This window comes from Arthrobacter sp. NPDC056727, from assembly GCF_042790555.1.
In the GTDB taxonomy this organism is placed as follows: domain Bacteria; phylum Actinomycetota; class Actinomycetes; order Actinomycetales; family Micrococcaceae; genus Arthrobacter.
On the sequence record NZ_JBHTZA010000005.1, the window covers coordinates 1 to 13,717 of the forward strand.

A 13,717-nucleotide genomic window follows, 5' to 3' on the forward strand; every position below is an offset into this window, starting at 1 on the left:
GCTTAAGACGCGGTGCGCGACATCTGTAGCGGACCGGCCACCGCGCTCTCAACAGGCAAAACGACAGTAGGGTGGCACTGAGCACCGACAGAATACTTCGTCAGTTCTTTGCCCTGCCGTGACCACAGGGTCGCCCGGTGATTGTCCCGGATGACCAGGGCCCTATAGCCGTCCCATTTGGGTTCGTACAGCAGGTTCCCGGGCCGTGCGCGGGGCATCTTGGTGACCGCCCGGGCGAGGGCGACTTTCACCGGCGGGGCAAGCCCCGCCGGAAGCCCGGCACCGGGGGAGTGTTCAGCAGTCCCCATCGAGGCCCTCGAGAGTGTCGACCTCGACGGCGTCCAGCAGTTCGGCGGTGCTGTTGCCGGTCGTCCTGGCGAGTTCGTCAAGGGCGATGAACCCGGTCCGGGCCAGGGCGATGGCCAGCTCGGCCAGGTACGAGGCCCCGTTGCGCTGGACGAGGTCGTCCAGGACGGCGTGCATGTGGCCGGTCATTTCATTGGGGCCTTCGGATTCCTCAGCGGCGATGCGCAGCAGGGTCAGTGCGGCCAGGCGCGGATCGTCGTACATCAGTCCCATGGCCCCACACTACGCACCGGCATCCTCACTGTCAGTGATGGCCTCGAGTAGGCACTCCCCGGTCAGCGGTCCGAACCGCAGTTCAAAGGCTCACAGGTTCACGTTCGGGCCCCCGTGGGCGTGCCAGAGCCAGGCGTCAACTAGGTCCCGGAGCCGATGGCGGCCACGGTGCCAGTGTCGGCACCAGAAGCCGGGAGAAAGTGAACCCTTACCGCCGCCCCACAGATGCGAGCCCAGCGGCAGCCCGCAGGATCCTGAGGAGCCGGCCGGTGTCGTTCAGCCGGTCCACCGGCCGGGCCCCGGCGAGCTCCCGGGCAGGGGTCATCATCCACAAGGCGAAGTAGTTGTGCGGCACTTTCGCCTCCATTGCCGTTTTGAACAGGGCCGTCACACGGGGATCCAGTTGCCCGTCGGCCAGGAACTGGAAGCCAGGGCAGAACGTCCCGTCCCCGATGAACACCCGAACCAGGGCCCGCAGCACCGGTTCCGGATCCGGCAAATCATTCAGCCGGGCACGCACCTCGTCCAGGGAGGGCAGACCGAACTCCTGGCGCAGTGCCGTCCACATCCCGTCCGGGACCGGGCCGGAAAATCCTTGCACGCCTGGCCTAGTCGTCGGTGATGGTGGCCAAGAGCCACTGTTCGGACAGGGGATCGCGGCGCAGCTCGAAGGTCCGCAGCGGGGCCGTGGAGTCGAGGCGGACCTGGATGCGCCAGTGTTCGACGTCGACGACGTTTCCGATGCCGCGGGGGGCAGTGCGGCGGGTGTCCCACCAGGAGTCGCGGCTGAACCAGTGCACGGGTTCGGCGGCGACTGCCCAGATCCGTCCGTCGTAGCGGACGGCGAGGGGAGTGCCGGCCGGGGTGAAGCGGACGTCCACGGGGAGGTCCAGGGCGTGCGTGTCCAGGGTGGGCGCGTCGGGGGTGATTGTCATGTGGTGGTTCTTTCGTGTGGTGCTGGGTGGCGACGTTGGTGGTTTTAGGCGGCTTTGACGAGGGGGAGTTCGTCCCAGTGGGTGGTGTACCGGGGGGAGAGCATGCCGCGTTTCATGGTCCAGTCGAGGCCGGTTTTGATCCCGGCGTGGCCCAGTCCGATGGAGCCGCGGCCGTACCGTCGGGTGACGTCTTCGAGGAGGGTTCCGATGTGGCGTTCCTCGTGCGGGTTTTCGAACAGGGACAGTGGTGCCTGGTTGCCGGTGGGGCGCAGGTCGGTGACCATGATCCCGGCCCGAGCGTACCGGATCCCTTCGACGATCCGGGGCAGGAGCGCGTACGCGGCCCTGGTCAGGATCACCGGGTCCGCGGTGGGCATCGGCAACGGCACGCACACGGAGGGGTAGGAGGTGTCGTTCTGGTTGTAGTGGGACGTGCCGGCGAACGCGGTCAGGACCTTGGCCTGCAGCCCGTGCCTGCCCAGCCGTGCCGACGCCTGCTGGCCGTAAACGCTCAGGACCTGCCGCATCGCGGCGCCTGTGGTGATGGGTTTGGCGAATGAGCGGGAGAAGATCAGCTGGTCCCGTCCGATCCGTTCTTCCTCCATGGGGATGCAGGGCGTGCCCTGCAGTTCCAGGACGGTGCGCATCATGACGACCGAGAACCTGTCCCGGATGAGTACCGGGTCCGCCCGGCACAGGTCCAGGACCGAGAAGATGCCCATCACGTTCAGCCGCTTGGTCAGCCGGGCCGCGACGCCCCAGATCTCCATGACGGACAGGCGCCCCAGCAGGCCCTCCCGCACGGGTGCGGGGATGGAGTCCCAGTGGCACACCCCGCCGAACGCTGGGTTGTTTTTCGCCCATTTGTTGGCCAGTTTCGCCAGCGTCTTCGTCGGGGCGATCCCGACGCACACGGGCACGCCGACGTTCCGCCGGACCGCGGCCTTCATGGCCCGGCCCAGTGCGAGCAGCTCAGCCGGGGTGCCTTTGACGCCGAGGAACGCTTCATCGATGCTGTAGACCTCCAGCCAGGCCGAGTACCGGCCCAGCAGTTCCATCACCCGGGCGCTGATGTCCCCGTAGAGTTCGTAGTTGCTCGAGAGCGCCACGAGGCCCCATTCCTTCGCCCGCGGGGCGAGCTTGAACCAGGGCTCGCCCATGGCGATGCCGAGGGCTTTGGCTTCGGGGGAGCGGGTGACGGCGCATCCGTCGTTGTTGGACAGTACGATGACAGGCCTGCCCTCCAGAGACGGGTTGAACGCCCGCTCGGCGGAGGCATAGAAGCAGTTCACGTCCACGTGCGCGATCTGCGGCATCCGCCGCATCACCGCCGGCCTAGACATGGCCGCTTTCCCGTCTGATGAAATGGCTGGCGTTAGACATGGTGCAGGCACCTGGTCGCCACACCCCAGATCACCAGGTCCGACAGGGCCGGAACCCGGATGTCCGGGAACTTGGGGTTTTCTGCCTGCAGCACCACACCGTCCGGTGTGATGCGCAGCCGCTTGATCGTCAGTTCCCCGTCCAGGACTGCGACGACCACGCACCCGTCGCGCGGCTCCAGCGCCCGGTTCACGATCAGCTCGTCGCCGTCGCTGATCCCGGCACCCTCCATTGATTCTCCGGTCACCCGCACCACGTAGGTGCTGGTGATGTCCTTGATCAGGTGTTCGTTCAGGTCGATCCGGCCATCAAAGTAGTCCTGGGCCGGCGACGGGTACCCCGCCGCGACCGGTATCGGGGCCACCAGCACCGACAACAACGACACGCCCGCGTCTACCACGCGGGGACCAATGATAACGCCCACGACACACCTTTATTCGAACATATATTCGATTCTTTAGTGTAGACCCCGGCACTGACACTTTGCGCCCCCTCCCGGGCTGAGGGCGCTTCCGGGTGCGTCCTGCCCACAACCGGGGACAATTCGAATCGGGTTATCCACCACTGCGGCGGCCGGCGGGAGCTCTCTCCATGGCTCCCGGGAATCCAGCCGTGGATAACCCGAATTGCCCCCAACCGTGGACAGGAGAGACGTCGCCTGGGCGCAGCGCATCCCGTGTGCGGCTGGTCACCGAGGCAACCCAGTGGCTCAACGGCGGTGTGGGCGGAGTCCGGGGGAGTAGCTCATGGCAGCGCGGGCATGGACAGTCCTCATAGACAGGAAGTGCCGGACGTCCGGCTGTTCAGGCCAGACGCGAGTCATCGCGGACTGGACGTTAACCCGGAGCGTTACGCGATGTCCGGCCAGATGGGTCAGCCACCGGCGCCGTTGCCGTTCCCGGGTTTGCGGCCGCGCTGCCGGCCGGCGCGCCAGCCCGGCAGCGCCTCGTCGAGCGCCTGTGCCTTGGCCGGGGCGAGGTCACCGCGACGTGCCTTTTGGCGCTGGGCGTGCAGCCACACCCCGAGCTCGTGCTCTTCCCCCACCGCAACCGCCTTGTGGCGGGGCCAGTCGTTCCCGGCCGCCCGGTATCGGACCAGGGCGCCGAGCCGGTCCCGCCATCTGGCCTCGTCGGCCACAGGCCTTGGTGGCCGTTGCCAGCCCGGGAGGATGGCCAGCCCGTCGCGGTACGCCGGTGCGAGGGTCCCGGCCGCGGCGTCGTGGCGGCGCCGCTCAAGCCACGTGGCCAAGGTCCGCTCCTCGGCCGCGCTGGCGGTGCGGGAAGGATAGTGGCCGGTTTCCTGGACCAGGGCCACGAGCTGGCGCACCCGCGCGAGCCCCTGCATGCTCACCTGCGCGGGCGATTGACTTGCGGCCTGCTCGTGGGCTGCCTGGAGCCCGGGGTCGGCGGCCAGAGCGATGGCCAGGTGGTAGCCGATGGTCTTGGCGGGGGCTCTGGTGAGCGCGGCGATCCGGGGACGGGTCAGCCCACCCCGGTACATCAGCACCCACTCCGCGTTCGGAGCCGCAGTATGCCGCCTGGTCGTCACGGCACCATCCTGCCACCCGGCCGGGCCCGTGGTTGCGGAAGGGCCGCGGTCTCAATCAACTCGTGGCGGCGTCCTGGAAGGCCCTTCCAGCCGGGGCCGGCTGCATGGGGAAACAGTCCGGCCCCGGTTTCCGGGCTGCAGGCTTTGTCCAATGCTGCGTCCCAGCGGGGGATGAGACCACTCTGTCTCGCCAACCTTGGAGAAAGGCCAGAACACCTTGGGAGTCGGTTAGCCGTTTGCTGGGAATACGGCATGCTCGCGGGGCTCGCACCCCTAAGGGCGTCCACTCCGCAAGCTCCGTGGCCGGCTGTGGGGTCCAGTGCCGGCTCCGCAGGGCTCCGCCGTCCCCGGCCCTGTCTTGTCTACGACGTTTTTTGGCTGCTGTCCCAAGGGATTGTACGTGTCCGCTCCGGCCTGTCGAGCCCCGGTTCCGCAGGCTCCACCGGGGCCTGCGGCCCGTGGAATCGGCTCCGGCGCTCCTGCGTCGCTTATTTCCTCCGCAGATTCCACGGTCCTTGCCCAAGGGTCGACAGGCCTCCGTCGGCCACAGCTCCGCAAGCTCCGCCAGCAGCCAAAAAACAACGGGGAGAAGGGAAGCTGGCCGGTCACCAGTACCGCCCCACACCCCCACGTCTCTGCAAGGACAAAAACCATGAACGCAGTAAGCAAGAAGACCGTGACCCTCGCCGACACCGGGGAAACCATCGACGGCGTGACCGTGCTGGGCGATTACCACATAAACGGCGGCTACGACTGGATGGAACTGATTGAAGAGCACGGCTGGGCAGTGATTCCCAGCTGGGGCTGTGACGGCTGGGACCTGGGCCAATGGCCCTACATCATGGTCGCCGCGACCCGCACCGCTGACAGCATCGGCAACCTGTTCGGCATCGCCACCTACTGCGAAGGCGACGTGACCTGCACCTACTACCGGACAAAAGCCCGCCTTTACGACGCCATCACCGAACAGGCGTTCTTCCACTGGAGGAACGGGCAGGCCCAAGGCCCGGCCGACCTGCCGGAGGCCGCCGCCGAGCTACCCAGCCGGTACCGGATTCCCTACGTCGTGCGGGATGCCGCCTAACCAGCACCACCAACCGCTGTACTGCCCGGCCACGGGCCGGGCAGTACAGCACCCACACGACTTCAAAGGAGCCAGCACATGAGCAACGACACCACCGCACCCAAAGGCATCACCGCCCTGATCTACCGCGATACCCTGGGCACGGACTTCTCAAACCGGGGCATCTCCGACCGTGTCATGGAAGTCACCGTCATCGGTGAGAGCATCGACCCGATATTCGAGGCCACCGAGGAACGGCCCGCCGTCCGGCTCGTCAAAAACGAGCACTTCCACCGGGAGACCGTGGTCCACGCCGAGCCGGTCGCCCCGGCTGGTGAACCAGCCCCGTGGTACATGTTCGGCGGCACGTTCATCTTCAGCAGTGACGCCCGCTTCCGCCGCGCGGCCGGACACTACGGAGCCGTCCCGCTCCACGACCGCCGCGAATAGGGCCGCCGGTGGCCGGGCTTTCGGGGCCGGTCACCGCGGGCGGTCCGCCGCCGTGGCCGGCTTGCGCTGGTGGTCGCCGGCGGCGGACCGCCATCCGCAACAACCAGGGCGGTGGGCAGCTGGCGCCGGCGGCAGGCCTCTGCAGCTGGCTTGCCCTGGGCGGCGGTGGCGGCCGGGAGGAAAAGCATGCTCGCAGGGCTCACACCCGAATGGGCGTCCACTCCGCTTCGCTCCGTGGCCGGCTGTGGGGTCCAGTGCCGGCTCCGCAGAGCTCCGCCGTCCCCGGCCCTGTCTTGTCTACGACGTTTTTTGGCTGCTGTCCTTCGGATTGTAAGTACCCGTGCAGGCCGATCCAGCCCCTGTCGTTCCTCCGGGGCCCGCGGGCGGAAGACTTTGCTCCGGCGCTCCTGCGTCGCTTATTTCCTTTCGCAAACTCTCCCGCCCTTGCCCAAGGGTAGATCGGCCTCCACGGGCACAGCTCCGCAAGCTCCGCCAGCGGCCAAAAAACAACGGGGGAAGAAGGGGAGCTGGCCGGTCACCTTAGGCCGCCCCACACCCCCACGTCTCTGCAAGGACAAGAACCATGACTGAAAAACTGACCATCACCGGATCCGCTGACCTTCTCGCCACCGTCCCGCACCTGCTGGGCAACCAGCCCAAGGAGTCCTTTGTCGTGCTGACGGCACGTTTGGGCTCCCTGGGGGCAACCCTGCGCATGGACGCACCGGCGGAGGCCGCACCACTGCATTACGCCCAAATGATGGCGACCTACGCGGCCAACGACGAGAAGGCAACGGGCAGCTACGTGATCGTTTACACCGACGAGAAACCCACCTACGGCTTCCCCTACGCCGCTCACGTCCTCGCACTCAGCAACGAGCTGGCCACCGCGCGGATGCCCGTCCGCAAGGTCCTGCTGGTGACGGGCACGTACTGGGCGACCTACGGGACCACGGAGAAGAACTCACTCGATGTAATCCGCGACAGCAACGCCAACGTCACCTTGACCTATTTCGGATCCGGCCCCGATATCGACCTCTACAACCCGGAACTGCTGGGCACGTGGGCGCTTCCGGTGCAGGCGCCGGAAGGCACAGACGAGGACCTGGACGCCGCATGCCGGACATGGGCGGCCGCACTGGACGGCGAAGATACACCGGAGAAGGAAACCGCCCGCCAGCTGGCTGCAGCATTCCAGCACCGCCACATCCGCGACTACCTGTTCCGCGAGACCATCACCACGCACAACGGCAGCTTTGGTGACACCCTCACCGGAAAGTTCACCGGCCGCCCCGACTGGGACCGCATCGACCGCGCCGAAGCTGTCGCCTTTGACCTGATGAAGGTCGTACCCACTGGGCAGCGCGCCCCCATGCTGGCCCTGATGGGCTGGCTGGAATGGCTCAAAGGCCGCGGAACCCAGGCGGACCGCTACTTGAAACTGGCCACCGAGGACGTCTCTGGCTTCCGGCTCGCCGTGCTGCTGCGGGAACTCATCAACCGCGGAGCCGTCGCAGACGTCGCCCGCGATCGGGGCACGTCCTACCAGCGCCGCCTGATCTAGGACAGTCGAGGCCGGGACGGATCACCTTCGAAGGGATCCGTCCCGGCCTTGCTGGTGGCGGGGCGGCCTCCCCCGCTGGCGCTCCTCCGGCCGCCGATGACGCTGGCGCGGGCGCAGCCACACACCCAGTCAACGCGCAGAGTCCCGGACTACAGTGGGCACAGACGCCACAAACGGGAGGGACGCCGTGGGAACCGAATACATCTTGACCGACGACGACAGACCGGGCGCTGACGCCAGCCTGGCCGAGGACATCATTGAGTTGCAGCTGCTCACGGCCGGCGAAAAGACCGGCCCCGTGGACACGGCACACGCCCAGGAACACCACAACTTCTAAGGCCGACGCAGCGAAGGCGCTGCGCCCATAGATTCCCTTGCAGAGGAAACACGAAGAGCCGGCACAATGCGCCGGCTCTTCGTGTGTCCCCGCCAGGGTTCACCAAACCACTGCTTCGGTGTACTGTGCCGGTGAGAAGGGGCCGCCGTGGACGCACGGTCGATGGAGAGGATTCAGTTCCGACCGCATCGTATGGGCCCCTTCGCCCATGTAAAGACGGCCCCTGACCTTCGCTGCGCTTCGGCCAGCTGACGGGCGTCCGCTGGCGCGGCCGGCTGTGGGGTCCAGTGCCGGCTCCGCAGAGCTCCGCCGTCCCCGGCCCTGTCTTGTCTTGTCTACGACGTTTTTTGGCTGCTGTCCTTCGGATTGTACGTACCCGTGCAGGCCGATCCAGCCCCTCCGTTCCTCCGGGGCCCGCGGGCGGGAAACTTTGCTCCGGCGCTCCTGCGTCGCTTATTTCCTTCGCAAACTTCCCCGCCCTTGCCCAAGGGTAGATAGGCCTCCCCGGGCACAGCTCCGCAAGCTCCGCCAGCAGCCAAAAAACAACGGGGGAGACGGGGAGCTGGCCGGTCACCTTAGGCCGCCCCACACCCCCACGTCTCTGCAAGGACAAAACCATGAACGATCGCATTGCACGCGCAGCCCTGACCCGCCTGTTCGAACCCCACGACACCGTCGGGCGGACTCTTGTGGGCAGGCTCGGCGCGTACGCCGCTCTGCGGCTGGCCACCGGCGCCCAACCCGCCCACACCCTTCCGGACGTGACGGGCGAGGAACTGGCCGAGGCGTTGAAGCGCTGGGCGCCACGGGTACCTGATCTGGACCCGGAAAAGGATCTGGCCACCATCGAACGCCTGGGCGGCGGGTTCCTGATCCCCGGCGATGAGCACTGGCCAACCGGCCTGGACGACCTCCCGGACGCGCCCCTGGGCCTCTGGTACCGGGGCAACATCGGGAATGGGATCCCGGACCCGTCCAGCTGCGTCGCACTGGCCGGCTCCCGGGACTGCACGAGCTACGGCGCGGCCGTGACCGCCGACATCGCCCACACCCTGGCCCAGCGCGGCATCTGCATCATCGCAGGACTCGCCTACGGCATCGACGCCCACGCCCACCGCGCCGCACTGGCCGGAGCCACCGGCGACGGCCCGGCCACCATCGCCGTCCTCGCCGGAGGCCTGGACCGCGACTACCCGTCAGGCAACGCCGACCTCGCCGCCGCCATTCGCGCCACCGGTCTGACGCTTTCCGAGCTGCCCCCGGGATCCGCCCCCACCCGGCACCGTTTCCTGCAGAGGAACCGCATCATCGCAGCCCTCGCCGGGGTCACCTGCATAGTCGAAGCACGCTGGCGCTCCGGTGCGCTGAACACCGCCCACCACGCTGAAACCATCGCCCGGCATGTCGCGGCCGTACCCGGCAGTGTCCACAGCGCCAACTCCGCAGGATGCCACAGGCTCCTCAGGGACGGCGGGGCGGTGCTGGTGTCCGACGCGGCCGAACTGACAGAACTGCTCGCCAGCTAGACCCACCGGGGGTGGCCGGTCCTTCGGGGCCGGTCACCGCGGGCGGTCCGCCGCCGCCTGGCCTGGCCGGGTGCGTGGTTGCCGGCGGCGGACCGCCAATAACGCCTGACTGCCGCTGTTGGAAGGCTGCCGCCGGCGGCCGCACCCGTCAGCGTGTCGGTGGGGCCGGATACGATGCACAAGACGACAAAGGAAGAGAACCGGCAAATGAAACCGATGAACACACCAGCTGCGGAAAGAGCTGATCGTTTGACCGAAGCAAAGAAGTGGCGGAACGCGCGGAACCTCGCCTGGACCGGAGTCCTGCTCGTGGTCGCGGGCGGCTTGTTCGTACCGGACCACTGGGGCCCGGCCATGATGATCGGTGGTGTCGGCATTTTCGCCCTCGGAAAAGCCCTGCATGACACCCAACAAAGAGGCGGCCGAACCCTCGAGGTTGTAGGCGCAGCCATCGTGATCGCCGGGATAGTCTCCACCATCCTCGAACTCATCAGCTTCCTCCAACACTAGAAGCAAAAAAGTGGCCCTCGGGGGCCGTCATGAAGATTGACTGCAGGAGGACCGGCAACCCTGGGGCGCCGGTCCTCCTGCGCGTCCAAAACGCATGCCTGCGGCGGCTCGTCCTGGTGTGCGCTGCGCTTCAACCAGGGATCGGGCGTCCACTCCGCAAGCTCCGTGGCCGGCTGTGGGTCCAGTGCCGGCTCCGCAGAGCTCCGCCGTCCCTGGCCCTTTCTTGTCTACGACGTTTTTTGGCTGCTGTCCTACGGAGTGTACGTGTCCGCTCCGGCCTGTCGAGCCCCGGTTCCGCAGGCTCCACCGGGGCCTGCGGACCGTGGAACCGGCTCCGGCGCTCCTGCGTCGCTTATTTCCTCCGCAGATTCCACGGTCCTTGCCCAAGGGTGGACAGGCCTCCGTCGGCCACAGCTCCGCGAAGCTCCGCCAGCAGCCAAAAAACAACGGGGGGAAAAGGGGAGCTGGCCGGTCACCCGGGCCGCCCCACACCCCACGTCTCTGCAAGGACAAAACCATGAACGCAACACCCACGCTCGAAATGCTCGACCCGGCAACCCTAACCATCGACATCAACGTCCGGAAGGACGCAGCCCTGACCCCCGATTTCATCGCCAGCATCAAAGAGCACGGCGTGATGGAACCGGTCATCGCCCACCGCAAGGACGAGGGGGCCGTGCACGTCCTGATGGGCCAGCGCCGCACCCGCGCCGCCGTCGAAGCCGCACGGCCCCTGATCCCGGTGATGATCATCGAGTCCCCCGAGGAAGCCGAACGCATCGTCACCCAGGTGGTGGAGAACATCCAGCGCGCCGAACTGACCGAAGCGGACGAGGCCGACGCCTACCACCAGCTGTCCCTGATCGGCGTCCCGGCCGCCGCGATCGCCAAGAAGACCGGACGGACCAAGACCACCGTCGAGTCCGCTCTCAAAGCCAAGTCCACCGACACCGGAGCCGCCGCCCTGGGCAAGGGATACACCATCGAAGAAGCCCTGATCCTCGCTGAATTCGAGTCAGACGAGGAAGCCACGGCTGAGCTCGAGTCGGTCATCATGGACGAACCCGACATGCTCCTGCACGTTACCCAGCAGCTGCGCGACAAGCGCGACCGCGCCGCCGCTCTGGCCGCCCTCACCGCCGAGCTGGAAGCCGCCGGAACGATTGTCGTGCCCGAATGCGGCTACGGGGAGGACAGCGAAACCCTCCGCGTCACCTCCCTGAAAAGGGCAGACGGGGAACCAGCCACAGACGAGGACGGAAACGCCGTCTACATCGAGACGGACTACCGGGGCGGGCACTCCGCCGTCCCCGTGGTCACCGGCTGGAAAGACCTGGGCTTCACGCTGCGCTACTACAGCGGCTACGGCACCTCATCGGCTCCGAAAGGGCCGATGACGGAGGAGCAGAAGGCCGAACGGAAGACCCTGATCGAGAACAACAAGCTGATGCAGTCCGCAACCGTGGTCCGGCGTGAATGGGTCAAGAACCTGCTGGCCAAGAAGCAGGCCCCCAAGGGCTGGCAGTACTTCACCGTCCACGCGATCACCCACCACCCCGAAACCGCCAGTGGCTACGAGGGCGAGGTTGCGGCTGAAATGGTGGGGGCGAAGTTCGAAGAATCCAACCGGTGGGCGTGGAACCCACTCAGGGACCATGTCGCCAAGACCACCACACGGCCCGAGTTCGCACTGATCGCGCTGATCTGCGCAGGGTACGAAAAGACCATCCACAAAGACTCGTGGCGCTCACCCAGCCAAACCCACCGGGACTACCTGAACCAACTGATCGCATGGGGATACACAGCATCTGAGACCGAACGCATCATCATAGACAGCGGCGAAAAGACAGAGACGGCCGGATAGACCATGACCTGTGCCGGGTGGCGGACCTCGAACCCCGCCCGGCACAGGCCCCAGCCACGCCAGAAAGGGCGGTCCTGGTACCTTTCAGAATTCGGGCGGTCCGCCGCCCAGGGCGAACCACAGCAACCACTCACCAGCGGCGGACCGCCGTCCTGCGCGGCACCCAGAAACCAGACCAGGAGCCGCGCCGCACCAACATGCCGGAGAAACAACGCGCCATCCCTTCCGCTAGACTGAACCCTAGATTTCTTGCAGAGAAACCCGAAGGGAGCCGGCACATGCCGGCTCCCTTCCGGGTTAAAACCGGGGCCAGGTTTCCCATGGTCCAAGACCACCGCTCCCGGCCCACCACCTACCCGGCTTGGGATTCTTCCAGCAGGGACGACACCTAGTCATTTGCGGGCGCGCATTTCCGCAGCGCATCTCACCGAGACCCCGGAGCGGGTTTTCAGGCGCAGGGGGACTGCAGCCCCGGCGAACCTGCGGGGATGACCACGGTCGCCGGCGGCGTCACCAGCCTTCTTCCCATCTTTGGCAGGGCATGGATGGCCCGCCTATTTGTGAGGATAAGGGACACTAAAAACCCGGAAATAAGCCGCAAAAAAGCTATTCATTCAGTTGAATGATTGCTAGAATGGAGGTAGAAAGTCAGCCAGACGAACCTAACTAAGAGTGATACGAAAGCAAGGACTGAAAATGACTCTCACCATCTACACCAAGCCCTCCGGATGCTTCGGCTGCACCAAGACCAAGCAGAAATTCGTTGAGGCCGGACTGGCCTTCCGTGAAGTGGACGTCACCACCAACCAAGCCGCCTTCGGCTACATCACCGAAGAACTCGGCTACTCCCAGGTCCCCGTCGTCGTCTACGACCGGGACGGCACCGAAAACCACTGGTCCGGCCTGAACCCGGGAAAAATCCAGCACACCATCGACATCCAAACCCGCCAGGAAGGGGCAGCATCATGACCATCACCAAAGACACCATCGACCGCATCCTCACCGAACAGGACGTCCCGGCCGACCTGCAGGCCGACGAGGAACTCCACGCCATCGCCTGGAGCATCGCCCGCCTCGACGCCCCCTTCACAGGGCCCGAGGAGCGCTTCTACGCCGCCAGATCCGAAATGGCGGCCGACCTCCCGGAGGAGGGGTACTACATGCTCCCCAACCGGGCGGCCCTTGAGGAGATCTGCGGCTACCAGCTCCCCGCCCGGGCGACGGACCTCCTGTCCGGGGATGAGGAAGAGGCCGACCCCGACGACGACGCCGCCTAGAGCCCGGGGCGTCGGCCACCCGGCCGGCACCCCCACCACCGCCGATACGCAACCAGTCAAGAGAAGGAACGAAACAATGAACGGCGAAACCAGCACCACCATCATCGGCAACCTCACCGCAGACCCCCAGCTGCGCACCGTCAGCGGCGCAGCAGTCGCGAACTTCACCATCGCCTCCACGCCCCGGATCTTCGATGCCCAGGCAGGTGAATGGAAGGACGGGGAGACACTGTTCCTGCGGGCCTCGGTATGGCGGGGCACGGCCGAGAACGCCGCCGCCTCCCTGGCCAAGGGCTCCCGCGTCGTCGTCACCGGCCGCCTGAAGCCGCGCACGTACGAGACGAAAGCGGGGGAGAAGCGCAGCGTGATCGAGCTCGAGGTCGACGAGATCGGACTGTCCCTGCGCCACACCGCCAGCCCCCGTGAGCCCGCGCCCAACGAAGACAAGCCGGCAGCGCCGTCCCAGGAGAATACCGCGCCCGAAGGCGAGGACCGCCGGACCCGCCAGTTCACCATCAGCCCCCGCCTCTACGCCAACGACGACGTCTGGTTCGGCAAACAGGCCAACCCCAGCGGCCGCGTCGACCTCCCCGCCGCACCCGAAGAACCGGCCTACTAAACAGGAACCAGGGCGGAGACAATCCCGCATAGTAGGAGTAGTATCAATACTACTCCTACTAC

The 13,717-nt window shown here is 66.6% G+C and carries 16 protein-coding genes; 10 read left to right on the forward strand and 6 right to left on the reverse strand.

Going from position 1 to position 13,717, the window contains the following annotated elements; genetic code table 11:
- Positions 1-294: 294 nt before the first annotated feature.
- The 6 genes from ACFRAH_RS06345 to ACFRAH_RS06370 all read right to left on the reverse strand — a co-directional run bounded on the left by ACFRAH_RS06345 (position 295) and on the right by ACFRAH_RS06370 (position 4,445).
- The gene (locus ACFRAH_RS06345; protein WP_377990060.1) at positions 295-579 is read right to left on the reverse strand and encodes a hypothetical protein; all 285 of its coding nucleotides are present in this window, start codon (positions 577-579) and stop codon (positions 295-297) included.
- A gap of 208 nt (positions 580-787) precedes the next feature.
- A complete protein-coding gene (locus ACFRAH_RS06350) occupies positions 788-1,180 on the reverse strand; it encodes a hypothetical protein (protein ID WP_377990061.1) in 393 nt (130 codons plus the stop codon).
- A gap of 7 nt (positions 1,181-1,187) precedes the next feature.
- On the reverse strand, positions 1,188-1,514 hold the full coding sequence (locus ACFRAH_RS06355; protein WP_377990062.1) for a hypothetical protein: 327 nt from the start codon (positions 1,512-1,514) through the stop codon (positions 1,188-1,190).
- A 44-nt stretch (positions 1,515-1,558) separates the two neighbouring features.
- The gene (locus tag ACFRAH_RS06360) at positions 1,559-2,857 is read right to left on the reverse strand and encodes a Y-family DNA polymerase (protein ID WP_377990063.1); all 1,299 of its coding nucleotides are present in this window, start codon (positions 2,855-2,857) and stop codon (positions 1,559-1,561) included.
- 32 nt (positions 2,858-2,889) lie between these two features.
- A complete protein-coding gene (locus ACFRAH_RS06365; RefSeq protein WP_377990064.1) occupies positions 2,890-3,321 on the reverse strand; it encodes a LexA family protein in 432 nt (143 codons plus the stop codon).
- A 449-nt stretch (positions 3,322-3,770) separates the two neighbouring features.
- Positions 3,771-4,445, reverse strand: a complete 675-nt coding sequence (locus ACFRAH_RS06370) for a helicase associated domain-containing protein (RefSeq protein WP_377990065.1) — start codon at positions 4,443-4,445, stop codon at positions 3,771-3,773.
- 652 nt (positions 4,446-5,097) lie between these two features.
- Here ACFRAH_RS06370 and ACFRAH_RS06375 point away from each other — a divergent pair.
- The 10 genes from ACFRAH_RS06375 (at position 5,098) to ssb (ending at position 13,655) form a co-directional block, all read left to right on the forward strand.
- Positions 5,098-5,529, forward strand: coding sequence for a hypothetical protein (locus ACFRAH_RS06375; protein WP_377990066.1), 432 nt, complete (start codon positions 5,098-5,100; stop codon positions 5,527-5,529).
- Positions 5,530-5,607: 78 nt separating this feature from the next.
- A complete protein-coding gene (locus ACFRAH_RS06380; RefSeq protein WP_377990067.1) occupies positions 5,608-5,958 on the forward strand; it encodes a hypothetical protein in 351 nt (116 codons plus the stop codon).
- 583 nt (positions 5,959-6,541) lie between these two features.
- Positions 6,542-7,522 (forward strand): DUF4192 family protein, encoded by a 981-nt coding sequence (locus ACFRAH_RS06385; protein WP_377990068.1) that lies wholly within the window; start codon positions 6,542-6,544, stop codon positions 7,520-7,522.
- Between the two features lie 187 nt (positions 7,523-7,709).
- Positions 7,710-7,859 carry a hypothetical protein gene (locus tag ACFRAH_RS06390; protein ID WP_377990069.1) on the forward strand — a complete coding sequence of 50 codons (150 nt, stop codon included), beginning with the start codon at positions 7,710-7,712 and terminating at the stop codon, positions 7,857-7,859.
- 617 nt (positions 7,860-8,476) lie between these two features.
- Positions 8,477-9,385: a DNA-processing protein DprA gene (dprA, locus tag ACFRAH_RS06395; RefSeq protein ID WP_377990070.1), complete on the forward strand. Its 909-nt coding sequence runs from the start codon at positions 8,477-8,479 to the stop codon at positions 9,383-9,385.
- A 249-nt stretch (positions 9,386-9,634) separates the two neighbouring features.
- Positions 9,635-9,895, forward strand: coding sequence for a hypothetical protein (locus ACFRAH_RS06400; protein ID WP_377990071.1), 261 nt, complete (start codon positions 9,635-9,637; stop codon positions 9,893-9,895).
- A 517-nt stretch (positions 9,896-10,412) separates the two neighbouring features.
- Positions 10,413-11,759 (forward strand): ParB/RepB/Spo0J family partition protein, encoded by a 1,347-nt coding sequence (locus tag ACFRAH_RS06405; RefSeq protein ID WP_377990072.1) that lies wholly within the window; start codon positions 10,413-10,415, stop codon positions 11,757-11,759.
- A 696-nt stretch (positions 11,760-12,455) separates the two neighbouring features.
- Positions 12,456-12,728, forward strand: a complete 273-nt coding sequence (locus tag ACFRAH_RS06410) for a glutaredoxin family protein (protein ID WP_377990073.1) — start codon at positions 12,456-12,458, stop codon at positions 12,726-12,728.
- Positions 12,725-13,036 (forward strand): hypothetical protein, encoded by a 312-nt coding sequence (locus ACFRAH_RS06415; protein ID WP_377990074.1) that lies wholly within the window; start codon positions 12,725-12,727, stop codon positions 13,034-13,036. The genes ACFRAH_RS06410 and ACFRAH_RS06415 overlap by 4 nt, the downstream gene beginning before the upstream one ends.
- 76 nt (positions 13,037-13,112) lie before the next feature.
- Entirely contained in the window at positions 13,113-13,655 is a 543-nt protein-coding gene (gene ssb / locus ACFRAH_RS06420; RefSeq protein ID WP_377990075.1) for a single-stranded DNA-binding protein, read from the forward strand.
- The last annotated feature ends 62 nt before the right edge of the window (positions 13,656-13,717 follow it).